At 71.8% G+C, this 20,783-nt stretch carries 20 protein-coding genes; 6 read left to right on the top strand and 14 right to left on the bottom strand.

Annotation, left to right across the window (positions count from 1 at the left end):
- The first annotated feature begins 160 nt into the window (after positions 1–160).
- Positions 161–793, top strand: coding sequence for a PAS domain S-box protein (locus FNV62_RS46120; protein ID WP_143652380.1), 633 nt, complete (start codon positions 161–163; stop codon positions 791–793).
- Here the strand turns inward: FNV62_RS46120 and FNV62_RS46115 are convergent.
- Complete coding sequence (locus FNV62_RS46115; RefSeq protein WP_225900622.1) at positions 733–1,626, bottom strand: DUF3626 domain-containing protein; 894 nt, start codon at positions 1,624–1,626, stop codon at positions 733–735. The two genes, FNV62_RS46120 and FNV62_RS46115, sit on opposite strands and share 61 nt — an antisense overlap.
- An 85-nt stretch (positions 1,627–1,711) precedes the next feature.
- Positions 1,712–2,710, bottom strand: coding sequence for a quinone oxidoreductase family protein (locus tag FNV62_RS46110; protein ID WP_143604118.1), 999 nt, complete (start codon positions 2,708–2,710; stop codon positions 1,712–1,714).
- Between the two features lie 135 nt (positions 2,711–2,845).
- Here FNV62_RS46110 and FNV62_RS46105 point away from each other — a divergent pair, with 135 nt between their 5' ends.
- Entirely contained in the window at positions 2,846–3,475 is a 630-nt protein-coding gene (locus FNV62_RS46105; RefSeq protein WP_143610285.1) for a CGNR zinc finger domain-containing protein, read from the top strand.
- A 122-nt stretch (positions 3,476–3,597) separates the two neighbouring features.
- Here FNV62_RS46105 and FNV62_RS46100 read toward each other — a convergent pair whose 3' ends face one another.
- Positions 3,598–4,194 (bottom strand): TIGR03086 family metal-binding protein, encoded by a 597-nt coding sequence (locus FNV62_RS46100; protein WP_097287764.1) that lies wholly within the window; start codon positions 4,192–4,194, stop codon positions 3,598–3,600.
- Positions 4,195–4,311: 117 nt separating this feature from the next.
- On the opposite strand from FNV62_RS46100, the gene FNV62_RS46095 reads away from it, so the two are divergent.
- The 3 genes from FNV62_RS46095 to FNV62_RS46085 all read left to right on the top strand — a co-directional run bounded on the left by FNV62_RS46095 (position 4,312) and on the right by FNV62_RS46085 (position 8,043).
- The gene (locus tag FNV62_RS46095; protein WP_054233474.1) at positions 4,312–5,583 is read left to right on the top strand and encodes an aromatic acid exporter family protein; all 1,272 of its coding nucleotides are present in this window, start codon (positions 4,312–4,314) and stop codon (positions 5,581–5,583) included.
- A gap of 52 nt (positions 5,584–5,635) precedes the next feature.
- Positions 5,636–6,676 (top strand): hypothetical protein, encoded by a 1,041-nt coding sequence (locus tag FNV62_RS46090; RefSeq protein WP_143629534.1) that lies wholly within the window; start codon positions 5,636–5,638, stop codon positions 6,674–6,676.
- Between the two features lie 137 nt (positions 6,677–6,813).
- Positions 6,814–8,043: a lactonase family protein gene (locus FNV62_RS46085; RefSeq protein ID WP_181360957.1), complete on the top strand. Its 1,230-nt coding sequence runs from the start codon at positions 6,814–6,816 to the stop codon at positions 8,041–8,043.
- Here the strand turns inward: FNV62_RS46085 and FNV62_RS46080 are convergent.
- Together FNV62_RS46080 and FNV62_RS46075 are read right to left on the bottom strand one after the other, a co-directional pair.
- Entirely contained in the window at positions 8,011–8,736 is a 726-nt protein-coding gene (locus FNV62_RS46080) for a DUF2470 domain-containing protein (RefSeq protein WP_143605764.1), read from the bottom strand. The two genes, FNV62_RS46085 and FNV62_RS46080, sit on opposite strands and share 33 nt — an antisense overlap.
- Before the next feature lie 98 nt (positions 8,737–8,834).
- Entirely contained in the window at positions 8,835–9,452 is a 618-nt protein-coding gene (locus tag FNV62_RS46075; RefSeq protein WP_054233471.1) for a TetR/AcrR family transcriptional regulator, read from the bottom strand.
- Positions 9,453–9,574: 122 nt separating this feature from the next.
- Here FNV62_RS46075 and FNV62_RS46070 point away from each other — a divergent pair, with 122 nt between their 5' ends.
- Positions 9,575–11,059: a cytochrome P450 gene (locus FNV62_RS46070; RefSeq protein ID WP_097287762.1), complete on the top strand. Its 1,485-nt coding sequence runs from the start codon at positions 9,575–9,577 to the stop codon at positions 11,057–11,059.
- Here FNV62_RS46070 and FNV62_RS46065 read toward each other — a convergent pair.
- The 9 genes from FNV62_RS46065 to FNV62_RS46025 form a co-directional block, all read right to left on the bottom strand.
- On the bottom strand, positions 11,027–11,869 hold the full coding sequence (locus FNV62_RS46065; protein ID WP_143604115.1) for a pentapeptide repeat-containing protein: 843 nt from the start codon (positions 11,867–11,869) through the stop codon (positions 11,027–11,029). The two genes, FNV62_RS46070 and FNV62_RS46065, sit on opposite strands and share 33 nt — an antisense overlap.
- 282 nt (positions 11,870–12,151) lie before the next feature.
- The gene (gene sigJ / locus FNV62_RS46060; RefSeq protein ID WP_143604114.1) at positions 12,152–13,054 is read right to left on the bottom strand and encodes an RNA polymerase sigma factor SigJ; all 903 of its coding nucleotides are present in this window, start codon (positions 13,052–13,054) and stop codon (positions 12,152–12,154) included.
- A 31-nt stretch (positions 13,055–13,085) separates the two neighbouring features.
- Positions 13,086–14,387 carry an alpha/beta fold hydrolase gene (locus tag FNV62_RS46055; RefSeq protein WP_143629532.1) on the bottom strand — a complete coding sequence of 434 codons (1,302 nt, stop codon included), beginning with the start codon at positions 14,385–14,387 and terminating at the stop codon, positions 13,086–13,088.
- Positions 14,388–14,521: 134 nt separating this feature from the next.
- Complete coding sequence (locus tag FNV62_RS46050; protein ID WP_067360334.1) at positions 14,522–15,547, bottom strand: LacI family DNA-binding transcriptional regulator; 1,026 nt, start codon at positions 15,545–15,547, stop codon at positions 14,522–14,524.
- A gap of 76 nt (positions 15,548–15,623) precedes the next feature.
- Positions 15,624–17,048 (bottom strand): BNR repeat-containing protein, encoded by a 1,425-nt coding sequence (locus FNV62_RS46045; RefSeq protein ID WP_143604112.1) that lies wholly within the window; start codon positions 17,046–17,048, stop codon positions 15,624–15,626.
- Positions 17,049–17,125: 77 nt separating this feature from the next.
- Positions 17,126–17,446, bottom strand: a complete 321-nt coding sequence (locus FNV62_RS46040) for an L-rhamnose mutarotase (RefSeq protein WP_143605763.1) — start codon at positions 17,444–17,446, stop codon at positions 17,126–17,128.
- Between the two features lie 17 nt (positions 17,447–17,463).
- Positions 17,464–18,546 carry a rhamnose ABC transporter substrate-binding protein gene (gene rhaS / locus FNV62_RS46035; protein ID WP_054233463.1) on the bottom strand — a complete coding sequence of 361 codons (1,083 nt, stop codon included), beginning with the start codon at positions 18,544–18,546 and terminating at the stop codon, positions 17,464–17,466.
- A 100-nt stretch (positions 18,547–18,646) separates the two neighbouring features.
- On the bottom strand, positions 18,647–19,627 hold the full coding sequence (locus tag FNV62_RS46030; RefSeq protein WP_054233462.1) for an ABC transporter permease: 981 nt from the start codon (positions 19,625–19,627) through the stop codon (positions 18,647–18,649).
- Positions 19,620–20,660: an ABC transporter permease gene (locus FNV62_RS46025; protein ID WP_054233461.1), complete on the bottom strand. Its 1,041-nt coding sequence runs from the start codon at positions 20,658–20,660 to the stop codon at positions 19,620–19,622. The genes FNV62_RS46030 and FNV62_RS46025 overlap by 8 nt, the downstream gene beginning before the upstream one ends.
- Between the last annotated feature and the right edge of the window lie 123 nt (positions 20,661–20,783).

Genomic DNA, 20,783 nt, shown 5'->3' with positions numbered 1-20,783 from the left:
GGCGCGACAACTGCCTTTCGCGGTACGGAAGTCCTGCCCTCCCAGCTTGATTGTCGGACCCGTCGTGCCCGCACCGCCTCACTACATGATTCTGTAGTCCCCGGGGCCGGGTCGCGCTTGCCACGGCGGCAGCGGGATGGCAGGAGGCCGGGAGGTGGCGATGGACGCGGTGGACGCGGTGGTGTGGCGCAACCGGGCCATGACGTTGTTCGACCGCATCCCCATGCCGGTCGCGGTCTGTGATGTGTACGGGGCGATCATCCTGGCCAATCCGGCGATGGCGGCGGAGTGGGGCGCCACGTCGAGCGGGCTGCGGGGGCGCGGGGTCCTGGACCTGTTCCGGCCGCAGGAGCCCTGGCAGATCGAGCGGATCGCCCAGGCCTTGCGGCTGCGCCGACGCTCGCGCTATCCGGTCTCGGTGCGCTGGGAGGCGGCCGACGGGGTGCCGCGCGAGGGCGAGCTGACCGCTGACCCGGTCAGTGACTCCGTCGAGGCGAGCACCGCGCTGCTGGTCATGGTCCGCGTGCTCGGCGAGTGCCCGGGCGTGGAGCAGCCGCCCGAGCCGGCGGCCGGCACGGCCGAGGTCCGCATTCTGGCGCTGCTCGCCGGGGGCGCGACCACCGCGCGGGCCGCCCGGGAGACGGGCCTGACCGTGGACGGCGTCAACTACCACCTGCGGCGTCTATCCGAGCGCTGGGGCGCGGCCAACCGTACGGAACTGGTCGCGCGCGCCTACGCGCTGGGCGTACTGACTCCCGGAGTGTGGCCGCCCGCGGCCGTGCCCGCTCCCTGAGGGGCGCCGAAGCGCGCGAGGCAGTGCCACACCATTTTCAGGTCCTGGAGTTCATGGCGGCCGGTGCGGGCGGCGTCCCCGATGATCCGGGGGTCGAGCAGGCCGTCCTCGGCGATCCGGGCGCCGAGCGCGACGAACTCCGGGCCACGGAAGTCCGGGTGGCGCCGCAGTTCCTCGACCGGGAGCCGGTAGCCGGGGTGCCACTCCACGGGGCACGGGAGCCGCCGGGCCACCGCCTCGACGGCCGTGCCGCGGTAGCTCGCGTCCAGGACCAGGGCCTCCATGTCCCTCGCCAGGTCGACGGGGCCGTGCACCTGCGCCTCGATGTAGTCGTTGAGCGCGTCCTGCTCGTCCGCCTCGGCCAGCTCGATCAGGGACATCCCGGCGGCGACCCCGAACGCGGACGGCTCGGCCGCGCTGTCGGGATAGCAGAAGGTGGCCCGCCGCAGGGCCGCACCGGTCAGCCGGAAGTGCGAGGAGCCGAAGCGGGGCGCCGCGCCGGCGAGTTGGCGCCGGAAGTTCAGTCCGCCGTACACGGGTCGTTCGTGCGCGGGTTCGGCGTCGTACGCCGCGCCGAAGATCCGGCTCTCCCAGCGCCAGCGGTCGCCGCCCGGGTGTGCCGTGAGCCCGCCGTTGCTCGTGCCCGTGACGAACTGCGAGACATACGCGCCGTCCCGGGCCAGTACCTCCAGGATCGGAAGCCCGCCCACCAGCCGGTCGGGGTGGAAGTTCAGGGTGATGCGCAGCGTCGGGTCCACCGCCGGGCCCCGGGAGACAGCCGCCACATGGCGCAGCGCCCGCTCCTGGGGTGTGCGCCCGCCCCTGAAGTCCACGTGACCCCTCCCCGCCCTGTTCCCGCACCTCTTCGCCCCACTCCATGACACTTAGAGATCACTCGTCGGGCGGGACCGCCGCAACTCATTTCTCCTGAACGGCCAGCACGATCTTGCCCCGGTTGTCGCGCCGCTCCAGGCGTTCGTGGGCCGCGCGCGCCTGGTCCAGCGGGACCACCGTCTCGACCGGCACGCGGTACGTGCCCGCCGCGACCCGCCGGGCCAGCTCGCGCAGGTCCTCGCGGGGGTCGTAGCCGTGGATCTGCAGATTGGTGAGCTGGAAGCCGAGGACGGCGGCGTTCTTCGGATAGAAGTCGCGGGTGTCGATCGTGCTCGGCTCCAGGGCGACGTTGGCGAGGGCGACCACCCGCCCGCCGTGCCCGACCTCGCGCAGACTCCGTCCGAAGGCGGGGCCGCCGACGGTGTCGAGGACAACGTCGGCGCCGCGCCCGCCGGTCAGCCGCAGCACCTCCTCGACCTCCGCGTCGCCCGGGTGCGCGGAGGTGTCGAGGGTGTCGTGGGCGCCGAATCCGGCGGCCCAGGCGGTCTTGTCGGGTGACCCCGCGAGCGCGACGACACGGGCGCCGGTCCCGGCGGCGATCTGGACGGCCGCGCTGCCCACCCCGCTCGCGGCGGCCTTCACCACCACGGTGTCGTCCTTGGTCACCTTCGCCAGATGGCGCAGGCAGTACCAGGCGGAGAGCCAGGCCACGGGCAGGGCGGCGGCCTCGGTCAGCTCCAGACCGTCCGGCACGACCGTGACCTGTCGGGCGGGCACGACGGCCAACTCGGCGTAGAAGCCGGGTGCGTTCACCCCGTCCAGGGCCATGACCCGCTGTCCGACCTCGATGCCGGTCACCCCCTCCCCCACCGCGGCGACGACGCCGGCCGCCTCCACCCCCGGGATCAGCGGTGGCCGTCCGGCCCGGTGGTACCGCCCGGCACGGACCAGCGCGTCCGCCCGGTTCACCCCCGCCGCCACGACCCGCAGCAGCACCTGGCCCGGGCCCGCGACCGGGTCGGGGACCTCCGTCGGCACCAACACCTCGGGCCCGCCGAACTCGTCGATTCGCACCGCACGCATACCGCACCTGCTTCCTGGTGGACGCACCGGAGCACCGCGGAATCCGAGGGGACCCACGCGAGCAGTGACACCGGTTGAAGTGGTGTCACCATGCGACACCACTTCAACCGGTGTCAAGGGCGCTACACTCGGACCATGCCCTCCGCTCCCGCCGCCACCCCCGAGCCCGCCTCGCCGTTCCCCTTCATCGGCGGACGCCCCTGCCTGAACTTCGTGGCCACGCTCGGCAAGCGGCACGCCACCCCCCTGGAGCGGCTCCCGGACCCCGACGCCCTCACCCGCTGGATCACCGAGGCGGGCCTGAGCGCCGGGGCCGACGACACCCCGGTGCGCGTCACCGAGGGCGATCTCACCCACGCCCGCACCCTGCGCGAGGCGCTCTACCGGCTCGTACGCGCCGCGATGGCCGGGGAGGCACCCGACCCGGCCGATGTCACGCGGGCCAACGAGGCGGCGGCCCGCCCCGACCTCGCCCCCCAGCTCGCCGAGCCGCGGGACGACGGCGCGGACCCCCGGCAGCCCCTGCGCTGGACGGCCGAGCGTCCCGGACCCGCGGCCCTCGCGACCGTGGCCCGGGACGCCGTCCTGCTCGTCGGCGGCCCGCTCCTCGCCAGGGTCAAGGAGTGCGAGAACCCCGAGTGCTCGCTGCTCTTCCTGGACGACTCCCAGGCCCGTCGGCGCCGCTGGTGCTCCATGGACCGCTGCGGCAACCTCGCGAAGGTGGCCGGCTACCGGTCCCGCAGCCGCACCGGCTCCAGCCGGTGACAGTGGACCGCGCCGTCCGCGCCTGCTCCAACCGGTGACGGTGGGCGGCCCCGCCGTCCGCGCCCGCGGCGTTGTCGACCGGTCGACAACGCCGCGGTGTCCTCCGTCTCTCGGTCCGCGGGTCAGGACAAGGCGGGCGTCCAGTGCGGGTCCCGGCCGAGGAAGGCGAGCAGCGCCTCCGCCCGGCCGGCGGTCGCCGGCACCGCGCGGGCGGCGGCGAACACCCCGTACGCGTCGCGCAGATGATCGGCGAGCCGATCCGCCGCAAGCCTGATCCCTTCCGCCAGCTCCTCCTCCAGCGGCGCGTCCTGGCCGGTGGCGACGGCGATGTCCCAGGCGTGCACGGCTGCGTCCATGGCGGCAGCGGCGGCGGCCAGCGGGAAGGGCAGCGGTCCGAGCGGGGTCGCGACCTCCGGGGAGTCGGCCGGCAGCTGCGCGTAGGCGTCCGCCACGCCCCGCAGCACCTTCTCCAGGGCCGTCTGCGCGTCGGCGTCCAGCGCGTCGGCGGGCCGGAATGGGTCGGAGTCGGGCCATCCGGTGCCGGTGATCGCGGCGCCGTACGCCTGCTGATCCAGGCGCGCGTGGTTGAGGACCTGGCGCACCGTCCACTCGCTGCACGGCGTCGGCGACCCCCACGCCCGCTCCGGTACGGCGGCGGCCACCTCGCTCAGGTAGGTGTGTGCCCTGGTCAGCAGTTCGAAGCCCGCGAGATCGCGCATTCCTGGTCCCCTCCTGGATGCCTTCCGGCCGGTGAGAACAAACTAGGCTCCCTTGCGGACAGTTACGGTCCTCTATCAGCACGTTCGGCACGCCTGCGAAAAGGGAAAAGGCCAAGGATGCGAGACGTACGTGGTGCGTGGGCCGTGGCGGGCGCACAGCTCCGGAAGTGGCACGAGGAACCCGTGGTCGTCCAGTCGGTGCGGTCGGCGGGGGCCGCGACCGTCGCGTACGTGATCGCGCTGCGGCTCAGTCCGGAGCCCGCCCCGCTCACCGCCCCGCTCACCGCGCTCCTGGTCGTGCAGGTCACGCTCTACGCCACCCTCACCACCGGCATCCGCCGGGTGAACTCCGTGGTGGCGGGTGTCGTCGTCGCCATCGCCTTCAGCGTTCTCGTGGGTCTGACCTGGTGGAGTCTGGCCCTGCTCATCCTCGCCTCGCTGGCCGTCGGCCATCTCGTCCGGGTCAGCGAGTTCGTGCCCGAGGTGGCGATCAGCGCCATGCTCGTGCTCGGCGTGACCAGGGTCGGGGACACGGCCTGGGCCAGGGTGCTGGAGACCCTGATCGGCGCGGTGGTCGGACTCGGCTGCAATCTGCTCTTCGCTCCGCCGGTGTGGGTGGGCGCGGCCGGCGAGTCCATCGAGGATCTGGCACGGCGGGTACGCCAGTTGATGCTGCGTATGGGCGAGGAGGCGGCCGGCCGCACCCCCGTCGAGCACGCCACCGCCCGGCTGCACGAGGCGCGCCGCCTGGACCACGACATCGTCCAGGTGGACGCGGCGCTCCGGCAGGCCGAGGACAGCCTCAAGCTCAATCCGCGCGTACGGGAGGGCCTGCTGCACCGGATCGTGCTGCGCACCGGCCTCGACACGCTGGAGATCTGCACGGTGGTGCTGCGGGTGCTCGCCCGCACCCTCACCGACCTCGCCAAGGAGCGCGATCCCGAGCCGCTGTTCGAGCCCCAGGTGGGGGCGACGCTGGAGCAGCTGCTGTCCGAAGTGGGCGACGCCGTGGTGAGTTTCGCCGTCCTGGTGACCACGGACATCAGTCAGAACGCCGAGTCGGCCGAGGACCGGCTCGCCGCGGAGCTGTCCACAGCCACGGCGACCCGCGACAAGCTGGCCCAGCTGCTGCTCGACGAGGTGCAGCGGGACGCCCGGCAGTGGCAGCTGCACGGCGCGGTCCTCACCGAGATCAACCGCATCCTGGACGAGCTGGACACGGAGCACCGCTCGCGGCGGCTCATGGAGGAGCTCGACCGCGGCACCCGCGAAGAGCGCGAGCGCCGTGACCACCTCGTCCGACTGCGGCAGCGCCTTCGGACGCTCCGCGGGCCGCGACAGCCGCGCTCGGACCGGAACCGTCCCCCCGTCTCCGGTCGTTCTCTCTGAGGACAGCCGTTCCGTTCTCGGGGGCGGGGGCGACGACGGGGGGAGCGGACGGATGGCCGACGACGCTGTGCGGATCGACGGGAACACACTGCGCCTGCCGGGCGGGGTGCGGGTCCGGTTCATGCGGACGCTGCGCCTGCCCGAGACGGGCACGCACGAACTGCCGCCCGGGCTGGGCGAGTTCCCCGTGCGCCGCGTCGAGGACCACGCGGACACCGTGCCCGCCGAGTGGCGTGCGCGCGGCGGTGTGATGCTGCCGGTGTATCTGCGCGAGGCCATGTGGCTGAGCTTCGCGGGCTCGACGGAGCCGGCCGCGCTCCAGGTCGGCGTGGGCAAGGTGTGCGCGGTCTCGGGCAGGCCGTGGAGCTCCCTGCTCGCCCAGGACCCGCAGAACTACGTGGTGCTCCCCCGCCAGCCCTGGCTCGACGGCATCAACTCCGGGAAGGGCACGGTCCGCCAGTTCGTGGCCGTGCCGCTGGGGCTCGGCGCCACGGTCGAGGGCCAGGTCACCGGCGAGGAGGTGTGGGGCGGCCTGCAGCTGCAGTCCTTCCGGCTGAATGACGCGGAGCTCGCGAAGTGGCGTGAGCTGGAGCGCCGCAGGACCGTGAGCACGAGGTCGGTGAAGAGCGAGTCCGCCTTCGGCGCCGCCCCGCCGGCTCCCGGCGCCGCCATGGCCGCCGCGCCCGCCTCGGCGGCCCGCGCGAGGAGCGCCCCGGCCATGGGACTCGGCGTGGGAGGCTCGATGCGCCAGGAGGTCTACGCCGACGAGCGATCGCGCGGCGCCTGGGCCAGGGAGCCCGCCGGCCGGGTGTTCGTGCATCTCGTGACGCCTCCCGAGTGGCGCCGCATCACGGGCGAGGCTCCCCCGCCGTCCCCCGTCGACCGCGCGGCGTACACACGGGCCGGGCTGCCCTGGTTCGAGTACTACGACGACGCGGCCCAGGACGTCGCCCCCACGGACACCCTGGGCTCGGTGCGGCCGGTCGGCGAGTGGCTCGGCGACGACCACGAGCCCTGGCAGGAGCCCGCGCCCCACCAGGTGAAACAGCTGGGCGACGCGCCGGGCGAGCCGGTCGAGGACGGTGACTGGTAGGCAGCCCCACCCGGTCGTCGGGCAACCCCGCCCGTCGTTGCACAGAGCGCAACAAGCATTGCCGTTCTTGCACTCCTCGGGTGTCGCACGCCAAGGTGGCTGTGACGACCGAGGCGACCGACACCCGAGGTGCAGGTATGAACAGTGGCGCGGATCCGGCGCGGGACGCGGGCGGCGGCTGGGGCAGGCGCCGGTTCCTCGGGGCGCTGGCGGGGATCACCGCCGTGGCGACGGTTCCGGCACCGGCCGCGCCGCGTACCCGCCCCGCGGCCGCCACGACCCCACCCGCCGAGGGCTCCCCCGCCACCTCGGCCCCCGGGCCGGCCTCTTCCTCCTCCGCCGTCCGCCGGCTGTTCCTCGGCACGTACACCTCGGTCCAGGGCGGTGGAAAGGGGATCGGTCTGGCCACGTACGACCCGGTGACGGGCAGCGTCACGGCCACCGGCACGCTCGCCGGCATCGGTGACCCGTCGTACCTCGCCACGCATCCGAAGGGCCACACGCTGTACGCCGTCGACGAGCGGCCGGAGGGCGCCGTGACGGCCGTACGGCTCGCCGACAACCGAGTGCTGGGCACCCGGAGCACCGGCGGCGCGGGCCCGTGCCACCTCTCCGTGCATCCGAGCGGACGGTGGCTGCTGAGCGCCAACTACACCTCGGGCAGCGTGGCCGTGCACCCCGTCGACGCCTCGGGCGCGCTCGGCGAGCGCACCGACCTGGTCACCCACTCCAGTCCGGCACCGGGCCCCGGCCAGGACGGGCCGCACGCGCACCAGTTCGTGACCAGTCCGGACGGCGGGCACGTCCTCGCCGTCGACCTGGGCACCGACACGGTCTACACCTACCGCCTGGACCAGTCGAAGGGAACGCTCACCGAGGTCTCCCAGGCGCACACCCGGCCGGGCGCGGGGCCACGCCATCTCACCTTCCACCCCGCCGGCCGCTTCGCCTATCTCGCCAACGAGGTCGACAACACGGTCGTGGTCTGCGCGTACGACCCGGCGAGCGGACGGCTGACCCCGGGCGACCCGCAGTCCACCGGCACGGGCGCGGGCACGAACTACCCGGCGCAGCTCCTGGTGACGTCGAACGGGTCGTACGCCTATCTCGCCAACCGCGGCCACAACAGCCTGACGCGGTACGGGGTCGAGGCGGCCGGTGCCCGGTTGAGGCTCCTGGACACCGTGCCGGTAGGCGGCGACTTCCCGCGCCACCTCGCCTTCTCACCGGACGAACGGCTGCTGTTCACGGCGAATCAGCGCTCGAGCACGGTCAGCGTCTTCCACGTCGAGGGCGCGAGCGGTGAACTCCGGCTCGCGGGCAAGCCGTTCGCCTCACCCGTCGCCGTCTGTGCGCTGCCGCTGTAGCGCGCGGGGGCAGTTCGCGGAGCTCGCCTGCGTGAGCAGCACATGCATCCGCTCGGTGAGCTGCGCGACGTCGTCGGCGGGCGAGTGGAAGGACAGGCGTACGTCGCCGTTGCCGCGCGCCCGTTCGATCCGCAGCGTCAGTCCGTGCCGGTCGACGGCGAGCGGCTGGACGCGGACCGCGCCGTGCAGGCTCTCGGGCTCGACGAGGCGGGTCAGCCGCTCGACGGCGTCCGGGTGCGCGTCGGCCAGATGGGTGAGCAGGCTCGCCTCGGCCGTCGCGAGCGGGTCGGGGACGGCGTCCGCGAACTCGTCGAGGTCCACCACGAGCGCGCCGGACGCCTCGCGCAGCACCACGCGCGAGGGCCGGAACTCCAGGTGCCCGTCCGCCAGGACGAACCGGCCGGCCATCCAGAGCCGGGCGCGGATCCGGTTGCGGACCGGCACGGGCGCGACGTCCGCGAACTCCAGGACGGCGGAGGGCTCTCCGCGCGGCGCGCAGACCGCCGTGGCCGTCAGCACGCTGTCGTCCGGCACGTGCAGGAGAACCCGGCCGTCCGCGGTGACGGTGTGCGCACCGACGAGTTCCTCCCTGCCGCCCTCCGCGGTCACCGCGCAGGACCATGCCGCGGCGAGCACCGAGCGGGCGCGCTCGGCAGCGGCGGGTGCGGCCGTCCAGGTATGACGGTCACCCATGCGGTCACCCATCCCAACCTCCCTTAGGTAAGCCTTGCCTAACCTATCGGAGATCCGGGTGTACGCCAACCACGCCACACCTGCGTCCCTCGCACGAGTTACGGCGCGATGGCGCCCAGAAGCGCCCGCGCGCACAGATCCCGCAGCTGCTCCCGGGTCAGCTCCGCCCCCCTGAGCCACTCCAGGCACACGGCCGTGGTGAAGGCGAGCCAGCCACGGACGGCGATCCGCAGCTCCGGCCGGTCCTCGATCCCCCCGGGAACATCGGGGTCGGCGTCGAGCGCCGCCAGGATCTGCTGCTCCTGCGCGGCCAGCGCCCGTTGGTAGACCCTGCGCACCGCCTGGTCACCGGCCGCGTCGGCGCGATGGAAGGCGCGGAAGCCGTGCGCGTGGGCCTCGACGTACGCCAGGAAGGTGTCGAGTCCGGCGCTCAGCTGCTCGCGGACGGGAGTCCCCGGCACCGCCGCCGTCAGCCGCAGCATCCGCTCGCTCTCGCGCTCCACGACGGCCGCGAAGAAGTCCCGCTTGGTGGGGAAGTAGTGGTACAGGAGCCCGCGCGAGACCCCGGCGATCTCGGCGACCTGCTCGATCCACACCTCGTCGTACGGGCTCTCCGAGAACAGCCGCGCCCCGACGGACAGCAGCTGCTCCCTGCGCTCCTCGGTACTCAGCCGACGGCGCGTCCGTCCCCCTCGCTCCCCCTGTGTGCCCATCATGGCCGCACCTTACTTGACGTCGGTTCAACAACAGGATCACACTGAAAACCACTATTGAACCCGCGTACAACATGGTCAGGACAGCAGCGTCGACGTGCCGCAGGCACAAGGGAGATCGCGTCATGGCGGAGACGACAGGGGCCGTGCTGCCCAAGGGGTTCCGGAGCGCGGAGCTGGGCTGGCCCGAGCTGCACCGCATCCCCCGCCCGCCCTACCGGCTCCCCCTCGTCGGGGATGTGATCGGCGCGCACGTCCGCTCTCCGGTGCAGGACTCGATGCGATTCGGGCGCCGGCTCGGGCCGATCTTCCGGCGCAAGGGCTTCGGCAAGGAGATCGTCTTCGTGTGGGGCGCCGAGCTCGCGGCCGAGCTGGCGGACGAGACCCGGTTCGCCAAGCACGTCGGCCTCGGGGTCGCCAACCTCCGGCCGGTCGCCGGGGACGGTCTGTTCACGGCGTACAACCACGAACCGAACTGGCAGCTGGCCCACGACATCCTCGCTCCGGGCTTCAGCCGTGAGGCGATGGAGGGCTACCACCCGATGATGCTCGCCGTGGCCGAGCGGCTGATGGACCGCTGGGACGGGGAGCGCGCGGCGGGCCGGGCGGTGGACGTACCCGGCGACATGACGAAACTGACGCTGGAGACGATCGCCCGCACCGGCTTCGGCCACGACTTCGGCTCCTTCGAGCGCTCCAGGCCGCACCCCTTCGTCACCGCGATGGTCGGCACCCTGACCTACGCGCAGCGCCTCAACGTGCTCCCCGCGCCGCTGGCCCCGATCCTGCTGCGCGGGGCCACCCGCCGCAACGTGGCGCACATGGCGTACCTGAACCAGACGGTCGACGCCGTCGTGGCCGCCCGTCAGCACTCCTCCGGCGAAGGGGACCTGCTCGACCGGATGCTGGAGACCGCCCATCCCGAGACCGGGGAGCGGCTGACGCCCGAGAACATCCGACGCCAGGTGATCACCTTCCTGATCGCCGGCCACGAGACGACCTCGGGCGCGCTCTCCTTCGCCCTGCACTACCTCGCCCAGCACCCGGACGTCGCCGCCCGCGCACGGGCCGAGGTGGACCGGGTCTGGGGCGACACCCTCCTGCCCGCCTACGACCAGGTCGCCAAGTTGCGCTACGTCCGCCGGGTCCTCGACGAGTCGCTACGGCTGTGGCCGACGGCACCCGGCTTCGCGCGCGAGGCCCGGGAGGACACCGTGCTGGGCGGGGTCCACCCGATGCGGACGGGTGCCTGGACCCTGGTCCTGACGACGCTGCTGCAGCGCAACCCGGAGGTGTGGGGCGCGAACGCCGAGGAATTCGACCCGGACCGCTTCGACCCGGGGGCCGTACGGTCCCGAGCCGCCCACACCTTCAAGCCGTTCGGCACCGGGGCGCGGGCCTGCATCGGCCGGCAGTTCGCGCTGCACGAGGCGACGCTCGTCCTGGGGCTGCTGCTGCGCCGCTACGATCTGCGGCCCGAACCAGACTACCGGCTGCGGGTCGCCGAGCGGCTGACGCTGATGCCGGAGGGGCTGCGGCTGCACCTCGAGGACCGGGCACCCGCGGCGGACCCGGTGTCACTGCGTCCAGTGGCCCGGGCGGGTGACTGACCGCGGCAGCCTGGTCCCGGCGCTGCCCCTGGCCGCGTTCAGCTGGGGCTGGGTCAGGAAGAACGCGTCGGTCAGATCCGCGTCCGTGAGATCCGTGTCGCGGAAGTCGGCGCCGATCAGGTCCGCGCCGCGCAGATCGGCGCCGGTGAGGTCGGCGGCGATGAGGTAGGCGCCGCGCAGGTTGGCACCCCGCAGGTCTGCGCCCCTGAGGCGGGCGCCCATGAGGTCGGCGCCGCGCCGCTCCTTCTTCTTGCCACGGCCGACTCCCGCGCGCACGAGTTCGCTGGTCCGCAGCAGGAGCGTGTTGACCTGCTGTCGGTGCGCGTTCACGTCCAACGCCCCGAGTTCCTCCGCGGATCGGTTCGTCAGTCGCTCCGTCTCGGCGAGGGCTCGGCGGAGGTCGGCGTGGATCGGGCGGGCCGGGGCGAGGGTCAGGGCCTCGTTCAGGTACCAGAGCAGTTCGTGGAGCTGGCGGACGACCGGGAACACGTCGAACATCTGCCGGGCTCGTTCCCGCGGGCCTGTGCGCCAGTCCTGGCCGGCGAAGGTGACCTGGGAGACCTGCTGGCCGGCGCCGAAACAGTCGTACACCGTGCACCCGTTGAACCCCTTCTCCCTCAGCTGCGTGTGGACTCCGCACCGGGAGTCCGTCCGCAGGTTCTGGCAGGGTGTTCCCGCGTCCTTGTCGATCGCGAAGTCCGCCGAGCGGGTGAAGGGCAGGGCGACACAGCACAACCCGAAACACCGACCGCAGTCGGCCCGCAACTCGAGGAGCCGGTCATCGACTGCCGTCACGCTGTCTTCTCGCATGTCACCAGCGTACTGAGCCGGCAGGCGCCCTCCGTGAGGGGTTCTCTCGCCCCCGCCGCCCCATCCCTGGGGGCTCCGCCCCCAGACCCCCGCTTCGGCCTGAACGGCCTCGTCCTCAAACGCCGGACGGGCTGAAAGATGCGCGCCAGCGCCCCTTCAGGGGCGCGGGGAACTGCGCGCCCAACCCCCACCGGCCCGCAGCCAAAGAACACACCCGGGGGCTGGGGGCGGAGCCCCCAAGGATGGGACGGGTAGGGGCGGCGGGGGCGAGAGAACCCGGGGTCAGCCCGCCAGGTCAGGGAGGGCCAGGTCGGACAGGCGGGCGGGGTCGGCGAGGATGTACATCTCGACGACGCGGCCGTCGGAGATGGTGACGCCCATGACGGACAGGGGGCGCCCTTCGGGGGCCGTGACGACACCGACCGCCCCGTTGACCAGCGCGAGCCGGGAGAACTCCGCGAACTGGCGGAACATGAGCGCCTGTTGGGCGACGCCCGTCGCACCGTGGACCACCTTGGACGCCGCCGCCCCACCGACGAGCACGCCGGAGTCGACGCGGAGCACGACATCGGGATGGAGGACGGACACCAGCGCCTCGAAGTCCCCGGCGCGCGAGGCCGCGAGGAAGGCGTCGAGGACCAGCTTCTGCCGGGCCGGATCGAGCTCGGGCTCCGGCGCGGCAGCGCCCCGTACCCGCCGCCGCGCCCGACTCGCCAGCTGCCGCGTCGCGGCCGACGAGCGGCCCACGACGGGCGCGATGTCGTCGAAGGGCACCGCGAACATGTCGTGCAGGACGAAGGCGAGGCGCTCGGCGGGTTCCAGTGTCTCCAGGACCACCAGCAGGGCCAGCCCCACCGAGTCGGCGAGCAGCACCTCCTGCTCGGGGTCGATCCGCTCCAGGGGGCTGACCAGCGGGTCGGGGACGTAGGTGTCCAGCGGCTCCTCGCGGCGCGCGGCGCGCGTACGCAGCAGGTCCAGACAGACCCGGCCGACCACCGTGGTCAGCCAGCCCGCGAGGTTCCTGATCTCACCGACGTCCGTGCGGCCGAGCTTCAGCCACACCTCCTGGACCGCGTCGTCCGCCTCACTCAGCGAGCCGAGCATCCGGTACGCCACCGCCCTCAGGCGACCGCGGTGCTCCTGAAACCGGTCCGCGAGGTGCTCGAGGAGTTCGTCGTCGTCCATCGCGTTGTCCTCTCCCCCGAACGGCGCCCGGTCAGACCTCGTCGCGCGACAGCGCCAGCAACCGGTCCAGCACGCGCGACCCCCCGGCCCGTACACCGTCGTGCTCGAACTCGTCGGTCACCCAGGTCCGCAGATTACCGATGGCACGGGCCGTGCGCAGGGAGTGCTCCGGGTCGACGTACATGTCGTCGTGGTAGATCGCCGCGGCCACCGGCACCTCGTTGGCGGCGAGGCGGGCGGGGTCGTACAGCGGCCGCCAGTCGGTGCGCGCGGCGAGTTCCTCGGCGGTCTCGCGGAGCGGACGCAGCGCGGGGTCGGTGTCGAACACCCAGGGGTGCACGGACTCGCCGGTGAACAGCAGCGGTCCGTCGTCCGCGAGGGCCTTCGCCGCGTCGAACTGGGGGAACTCGGCGCGCACCCGCTCGGCGGACCAGGCGGTCGGCCGGTCGTCCTGGGCGTAGCAGGCCTCGTGGACGAGCGCGTACAGGGGGTGGCCGGCGTACGAGAGGAGTCCCTGTACCTCCTCCTGGAAGGCGTCGGAGAGGGCCGGGCCCTGCGGGGTGCGGACGAAGGCCTCCTCCAGGAGGTAGTGCAGACGGTGGCTGCCCTCGCCACCGCCGAGGAGGATGCCGAGGGACTGGAAGGCCTCGACGGTCAGGCGGTAGCCGTTGCTCAGGACGGTCTCGTGGCGGAGGAGGTGGTCGGCGATCTGCCGGGCCCGCTCCACGTCCTGGGGGTAACGCGCGTAGTGTGCCGCGACCTTGCGCTCGATACGGGGATACGCGGCCCGGTAGACGTCGTCCGCGTGCGCGTCGAGGGAGGGCAGGCCCCCGGTGATGAGGGCCGCGCGCAGACCTTCGGGGGCGGTCGAGAGGTAGTGCACGACGCAGAAGCCGCCGAAGCTCTGGCCCAGTACGGTCCAGGGGTCGCCGCCGGTGAGCCGGGGGCGGATGGCCTCGCAGTCGCGGACGATGGAGTCGGCGCGGAAGCGCGCGAGGTAGTCGGCCTGCGCGCCGGGGCCGCCGCGCAGCGGCAGCGTCTGGCGATTGGCGGGCGTGGAGTGGCCGGTGCCGCGCTGATCGAGCAGCAGCACCCGGAACTCCTTCAGCGCGCGGCCGAGCCAGGCCTGCTTGCCGACGAAGCGGTTGGCGCCGAAGCCGGGACCGCCCTGGAGGTAGACCATCCAGGGGAGGTCCTGCTGCGCCTTGTCGCTCGCGACGGCCTCGCGGGCGAACAGCTCGATGCTCTCCCCCGCCGGGTCGTCGTGGTCGAGGGGCACGGTGAAACGGTGGTCGGTGAGGACGACACCGGGCTGGCGATAGCTGACGGTCAACAGGGCTCCCGAGACGTACGGATCCAGGCTGCGTCCCAGTTGAGCACATGATCCCCGACCGGCCGAGAGCGGGGATCAAGAAAGTCGTACTGAATGGTCGCTCAGCAGGCCAGGCGCGCGGACCGTGCCGCGCGTCAGCGCGCCGACAGGCTGGAGCGGCGCACGACCAGCTCCGGCTGGAGCACCACGCGCCGGTGTTCGTGCGGTGTGGGTGCCGTCTCGGCCTCCGTCTCCTCCAGCAGCAGTTCGGCGGCGAGAGCGCCCATGGTCATGGCGGGCTGCCGTACGGAGGTGAGCGGGACGGCCGCCGCGGCGGCGAACTCGATGTCGTCGTAGCCGACGATCGCGAGGTCGTCGGGGACGCCGACGCCCGCCGCGTACATGGCCTGCAGGACGCCGAGCGCGAGCAGGTCGTTGGCACAGAAGACGGCCGTCGGGCGCTCGGCGAGGCCCAGCAGCCGTGCGCCCGCGTCGCGGCCCGCGGCCACGTCGAGGCGCTGGGTGGGCAGCTCCCGCATCGCGGTGGGCGCCAGGCCCGCCTCGGCCAGCGCGTTCAGGGCGCCCACACGGCGGTCCCTGACCTGGTTGAGGCCGGGCGGCCCACTGACGTAAGCGATCGACCGATGGCCCGCGTCGACCAGATGCCGTACGGCCAGCGCGCCACCCGCCACGTCGTCGACCGAGACCGAGCACTCGGTGGTGCCCTCGGCGACCCGGTCGACCAGCACGAAGGGGATGCCGTTGCGGCGGAACGTCGCGATGTTGCGCCCGGTCGCGTCGGCGGGCGTCAGCAGCACGCCGCGTACCCGCTGCTCGGCGAAGAGCGACAGGTAGTCGGCCTCCTCGCTGGCGCTCTGCGCGCTGTTGCAGACCATCACGCCGAGCCCGGCGTCCCGCGCGGCGCGCTCGGCGCCGCGGGCGACGTCCACGAAGAAGGGGTTGCCCATGTCGAGGACGAGCAGGCCCATGATCCGGCTGCGTCCGGCCCGCAGCTGGCGCGCGGACTCGCTGCGGACATAGCCGAGCCGGTCTATCGCCGACTGGACACGGGCCCGGGTCTCGGAGGCGACGCTGTCCGGGCGGTTGATGACGTTCGAGACCGTGCCCACGGAGACTCCGGCGGCGCGGGCGACGTCCTTGATACCCACCGACTGTGCCATCAGGCAGGAACCTCCAGGGGGACGAGAAGCGGCGGGCGGGCCTTCACATTACCCGCGAGTCCGCCGACTTCGCTGGTCATGCGGGCAGCCGGAAGTCGACGACGTGGAGCGCCGAGGGCGTGGTCCCGCTGGACTTCTCCTGGTACATGACCGACAGTGTCCCGTCCTGCGAGACGCGCGTCTCGTCGATCACCACCTCACCGAAGGCGTTGAGGCCGCTGCCGTCGTACAGCAGTGTCCAGTCCGTGTACCCGGAGGACTTCGAGGCGCCCGCGATCCGGCCGAAGGGCATGATCGCGTAGGCGTTGTCGTACTTGTCCAGGATCAGCTTCGTGCGCTGGCTCGAGCCGAGGGCGATCGGGATCTCGGTCTTGGTCCAGTTGCCCGGGGCGTTCTTGCGGAGGTGGAAGGCGCGGCCGTTGTTCGTCCGGTCGGTGACGTAGTTCGTGGTGCACTGGCCGAAGCGCCCGGGCACATAGCTGATGATCGCGTGGGGCAGGCCGGTGGAGTCGGTGGCCTGGCTCTCCTGGTTCATCAGGGAGTGGTCGGGGTTGAGCGCGTCGACGACGAGTCCGGCGTCGGTGACACCCACCGTGTCGGAGCCGCCCGTGGTGCCGACGAGGGTGCCCGCGTTGTTGCGCCAGGTACGGCCGCGGTCGGTCGAGTAGACGTAGCCGGTGTCGTGGTTGGTGATGCCGCCGCCGTTGCACATCACGGCGCCGTTCTGCTCGCGCCAGGTGAAGAAGGCGTGCAGGCGTCCGTTGACGTCGTAGTCGATGCCGTGCAGGTACATGTTGCGGGCGGTGCTCGAGCCGTGCTCGCTGGTGTACGTGCCGGTCGAGCCGGACCACTCCCCGAGAGCGGTCCAGGACGAGCCGTCGTACTCCGCGAGGGCGTTGCGCCCGTTTCCGGAGATGCCCACCCGGTAGCTCAGCTGGAGCTTGCCGTCGGGCGTGGAGACGAACTGGGGGTAGGTGAACTGCGTGGTGAGCGCGAGGCCGTCGAGCGAGATCTGTACGGCTCCGAAGACGGCGGAGGTCCAGGCGGTGGAGGCGGGGTTGTCGAGCAGCCCGGCCACCGACTTCACGTAGAAGAAGCCGTCGCTGTGGGAGTCCATGTTGAGGTGCAGCCGGCCGTCGGTCTTGGACACGCCCATGGAGATCACGTTGTGCGAGTCGGAGCTCTTGAGCCGATGGGCGAGGGTGACCGTCGACCAACCGGACGCGCCGAGCGCCCGGCGGGCGACGACCGCGCTGCGGTCGGTGGTGTACCAGACGGCGTACTGGTAGCCCTTGTAGGTCAACAGGCCGTTCTTCTGAAACGAGTTGTTGTTGACCAGGCCGTCGTACGACACGAAGAACAGGGCCTGGGCGTCGAGTTGGGTGCTGCCGGTGAGGGAGACCGAGGGGCCGGGGTCGGCCGCGCGCGCCGTACCGGCGCCGATTCCGGGGCCTGCCACACCGGTCAGCAGGGCGGTGGCCAGCAGGGTGCGTCTCTTCATGTCCGGACTCCTGGATAGGGCTTCGCGCGGGTGGCGCTGGGCGGGTGCCGGCGGGTGGCGGGGGCGCCAGGAAGGTGTCAGGCGAGGTGGAAGACCTCGGTGAGGGGCTTCATGGCCTCGTCGGGTCTGGCGCCGTCCAGCGATTCGAAGAACGGCGCCATCTCCGCCTGCCAACGGGCATTGATGTCGGTGGCTTCCATGCCGGCCTGCGCGGCCGCGAAGTCCTGGGTCTCCAAGTAGCCGACCAGCAGGCCGTCCTCGCGCAGGAAGAGCGAGTAGTTGTGCCAGCCGGTGGCCGAGAGCGCGTCGAGCATCTCGGGCCACACGGCGGCATGTCGCTCGCGGTACTCGTCGAGGCGGTCCGCACGGACCTTCAGCAGGAAGCACACACGCTGCATCAAGGGACCCCCGGATCCTAGAAGTTGAACTGGTCGATGTTCTTGGCGTTGAAGACGGTCGGCTTGCCCAGGTTGATCACGCCGCCCTTGCCGATGGTGAACGAGCCCATGTCACCGGCCTTGAAGGTCTCACCCTCGGCTCCGGTGATCTGCCCCGAGGACAGCGCCACGGCCGTACGCGCGGCGAGCTCGCCGAGCTTCGCCGGGTCCCACAGCTCGAACGCGTCGACGGTGCCGTTCTTGACGTACTTGCGCATGTCGTTGGGGGTGCCGAGGCCGGTCAGCTTGACCTTGCCCTTGTACTTGGAGCCGGACAGGTACTGGGCCGCGGCCTTGATGCCGACGGTGGTCGGGGAGATGATCCCCTTGAGGTTCGGGTGCTCCTGGAGGAGACCCTGGGTCTGCTGGAAGGACTGCTGGGCGTCGTCGTTGCCGTAGGCGACCTTGACCAGCTTGATGTCCTTGTACTTGGGGTCCTTCAGCTCCTCCTTCATGAACTCGATCCAGGCGTTCTGGTTCGTCGCGGTCTGCGCGGCGGACAGGATCGCTATCTCGCCCTTGTAGCCGATCTGCTCGGCGAGCAGTTGGACCTCGGTGCGGCCCAGGTCCTCGCCACTGGCCTGCGAGACGAAGGCGTTGCGGCACTCGGGGTTGGTGTCGGAGTCGTAGGTGACGACCTTGATCTTGTTGCTCATGGCCTGCTTGAGCGCGGTGCACAGGGCGCCCGGGTCCTGCGCGGACACGGCCATCGCGTTGACCTGCTGCTGGGTGAGCGTGTTGACGTAGCTCACCTGGCCGGAGGTGTCGGTGGCGCTGCTGGGGCCGACCTCCTTGTACTTGGAGCCCAGCTCCGTCAGCGCCTTCTCGCCGCCCTTGTCCGCCGAGGTGAAGTAGGGGTTGTTGACCGCCTTGGGCAGGAAGCCGACCGTGAGGCCCTTCTTGAGGGCCGCGTTCGGGTCGGCCTTGCCGGTCGCGGCGGCCGAGCCGCCCCCGCTCTTCACGTCGTTCTTGGTGGTGCCGCCGCAGGCGGTGACGGCCAGGGCGAGCGAGGTGACGGCGGCGAGTGCCGCGCCAGTACGACGGAGGGATGACTTGCGCATGGCATGGGGTCCTTTGATACGAGGGTGAGCGAGAGTGCCCCTTCAGGGGCGCGGGGAACTGCGCGACCAGCCACATCGGGTCCCGCAGACGCAAAACGACCTATCCAGTGGAGCGAGCCGCGGCCCTTGCAACAGCGACTTGCTGAGCAACCCGAGGGCCGAGCACAGAGACGACGAGCAGAACACCGGTGACGACGATCTGCGACTGCGCGGAAACATTCAGGAGACTCATCACGTTCTGCAGCGCGCCGAGCAGGAAGACTCCCGCGATCGCGCCGCCGAGCGTGCCCTTGCCGCCGTCGAAGTCGATGCCGCCGAGCAGGACGGCGGCGACGACGGAGAGTTCGAGGCCGTTGGCGTTGTCGTAACGGGCGCTGGCGTAGTGCAGGGCCCAGAAGACGCCGGTGAGCGAGGCCATGAAGCCGGTGGCGACGAAGAGGATCAGTTTCTGCCGCTTGACGCGGATGCCGGCGAACCGGGCGGCCTCCTCGTTGGCGCCGACCGCGAAGGCCGAGCGCCCGAACGGGGTGGCGTGCAGTACCACCACCGCGATCGCCAGGAGTACGAGGAAGGGCAGGAAGGCCTGCGGGATGAAGGTGTTCCCGATGCGTCCGGCCGCGAAGTCCTGGTACTGGGTGGGGAAGTCGGTGACCGCGTCCGAGCCGAGCACGATCTGTGCGATGCCCCGGTAGGCGGCGAGGGTACCGATGGTGACGGCGAGGGAGGGCAGCCCGAGCCGGGTCACCAGCAGACCGTTGACCAGTCCGCACACCACTCCGAGGAGCAGGCAGATCGGGATGATCGTCTCGATCGCCATGCCCTGGTTCCACAGGGCGCCCATCACCGAGCCGGACAGTCCGGCCGTGGAGGCGACGGAGAGGTCGATCTCCCCGGCCACCACGAGCAGGGTCATCGGCAGCGCGATCAGCGCGATGGGCAGGGTGTTGCCGATCAGGAACGACAGGTTGAGCGAGTTGCCGAAGCCGTCGACGAAGCCGAAGGAGAACAGCAGCAGGACGATGAGGAGGGCGCCGACGACCGTGTCCCAGCGGACGGCGCGCGCGAGGGACGAGTCAGCCATGGCGGGCGTTCCTCTTCTTCAGTGCGGAGGCCACGCGCAGCGCGACGATCCGGTCGACCGCGATGGCGAGGATGAGCAGGATGCCGTTGATGGCGAGCACCCAGACGGAGCTGACGCCGAGGGCGGGCAGCACACTGTTGATGGAGGTCAGCAGCAGCGCGCCGAGCGCGGCGCCGTAGACGCTGCCGGAGCCGCCGGTGAAGACGACACCGCCGACCACGACCGCGCTGACGACGGTGAGTTCGTAGCCGGTGCTGGTACCCGAGTCGACGTTGCCGAACCGGGCGAGGTAGAGGGCACCCGCGAGTCCGGCGAGGCCGCCGCACACGACGTACGCGGTGAGGATCCGCTTGCGGACGGGGATGCCGGCGAGCCGGGCGGCCTCCGGGTTGGAGCCCAGCGCGTACAGCTCTCGGCCGCTGCCGAAGTGCTTGAGGTAGTACGCGGTGACGAGCAGGACCGCCAGCGCGATCAGGGCGAGGTAGGGGACCGCGGAGATGCCGCCGGAGCCGAAGTCGACGAAGCCGCCGGGGAGGTCGGCCGCGGTGATCTGGCGGGAGCCGACCCAGATGGAGTCGACGCCGCGGATGATGTAGAGCGTGCCGAGGGTGACGACCAGAGCGGGCACCTGGCCGAGGCTGACCAGCAGCCCGTTGACCAGTCCACAGCCGATGCCGAGCAGGACGGCCAGGAAGACCGCGACGACGGGGTTTCCGCCGCCGTGCAAATAGGTGCCGGCGGCGAAGGCGCTGATGCCGAGGGTGGAACCGACCGACAGGTCGACGTTCCGGGTGATCACGACCAGCGACTGACCGGTGGCGACCAGCACCAGGATCGTCGCGTTCAACAGCAGGTCCTTGATGCCCTGTTCGGACAGGAACTCGCTGTTGCCCATCTGGGTGATGGCGATCATCACCAGGAAGACGACCAGGATGGCGAGTTCACGCATCTTGAAGACACGGTCCACCAGCCGGGTACCACTCGACTTGGGCACCTCGGCGGCGGGCGCGGGATTGGGTGCGGTCACCGTCATGCCGTCCTCCTTTCGTTCGCTTCTCCGCCCGCGCGGCGCAGAGGTGCGGGCATCGTGTTCGTCTGCGGCCCGGCGGCCGCGCGTGCGTCGCTCACGCGGCCCTCCGGGGGATGTTCGGGTTCT

Source organism: Streptomyces sp. RLB3-17 (assembly GCF_007113425.2).
Lineage (GTDB): Bacteria > Actinomycetota > Actinomycetes > Streptomycetales > Streptomycetaceae > Streptomyces > Streptomyces mirabilis_D.
Note: the sequence above shows the minus strand (reverse complement) of the source record. Positions and strands in the feature narration are given on the sequence as shown.

Coding starts and splice junctions, on each gene's coding strand:
- FNV62_RS46120 (WP_143652380.1), top strand. CDS start 161: ATGGACGCGGTGGACGCGGTGGTGTGGCGCAACCGGGCCATGACGTTG.
- FNV62_RS46110 (WP_143604118.1), bottom strand. CDS start 2,710: ATGCGTGCGGTGCGAATCGACGAGTTCGGCGGGCCCGAGGTGTTGGTG.
- FNV62_RS46105 (WP_143610285.1), top strand. CDS start 2,846: ATGCCCTCCGCTCCCGCCGCCACCCCCGAGCCCGCCTCGCCGTTCCCC.
- FNV62_RS46100 (WP_097287764.1), bottom strand. CDS start 4,194: ATGCGCGATCTCGCGGGCTTCGAACTGCTGACCAGGGCACACACCTAC.
- FNV62_RS46095 (WP_054233474.1), top strand. CDS start 4,312: ATGCGAGACGTACGTGGTGCGTGGGCCGTGGCGGGCGCACAGCTCCGG.
- FNV62_RS46090 (WP_143629534.1), top strand. CDS start 5,636: ATGGCCGACGACGCTGTGCGGATCGACGGGAACACACTGCGCCTGCCG.
- FNV62_RS46085 (WP_181360957.1), top strand. CDS start 6,814: ATGAACAGTGGCGCGGATCCGGCGCGGGACGCGGGCGGCGGCTGGGGC.
- FNV62_RS46080 (WP_143605764.1), bottom strand. CDS start 8,736: ATGGGTGACCGTCATACCTGGACGGCCGCACCCGCCGCTGCCGAGCGC.
- FNV62_RS46075 (WP_054233471.1), bottom strand. CDS start 9,452: ATGATGGGCACACAGGGGGAGCGAGGGGGACGGACGCGCCGTCGGCTG.
- FNV62_RS46070 (WP_097287762.1), top strand. CDS start 9,575: ATGGCGGAGACGACAGGGGCCGTGCTGCCCAAGGGGTTCCGGAGCGCG.
- FNV62_RS46065 (WP_143604115.1), bottom strand. CDS start 11,869: ATGCGAGAAGACAGCGTGACGGCAGTCGATGACCGGCTCCTCGAGTTG.
- sigJ (WP_143604114.1), bottom strand. CDS start 13,054: ATGGACGACGACGAACTCCTCGAGCACCTCGCGGACCGGTTTCAGGAG.
- FNV62_RS46050 (WP_067360334.1), bottom strand. CDS start 15,547: ATGGCACAGTCGGTGGGTATCAAGGACGTCGCCCGCGCCGCCGGAGTC.
- FNV62_RS46045 (WP_143604112.1), bottom strand. CDS start 17,048: ATGAAGAGACGCACCCTGCTGGCCACCGCCCTGCTGACCGGTGTGGCA.
- FNV62_RS46040 (WP_143605763.1), bottom strand. CDS start 17,446: ATGCAGCGTGTGTGCTTCCTGCTGAAGGTCCGTGCGGACCGCCTCGAC.
- rhaS (WP_054233463.1), bottom strand. CDS start 18,546: ATGCGCAAGTCATCCCTCCGTCGTACTGGCGCGGCACTCGCCGCCGTC.
- FNV62_RS46030 (WP_054233462.1), bottom strand. CDS start 19,627: ATGGCTGACTCGTCCCTCGCGCGCGCCGTCCGCTGGGACACGGTCGTC.
- FNV62_RS46025 (WP_054233461.1), bottom strand. CDS start 20,660: ATGACGGTGACCGCACCCAATCCCGCGCCCGCCGCCGAGGTGCCCAAG.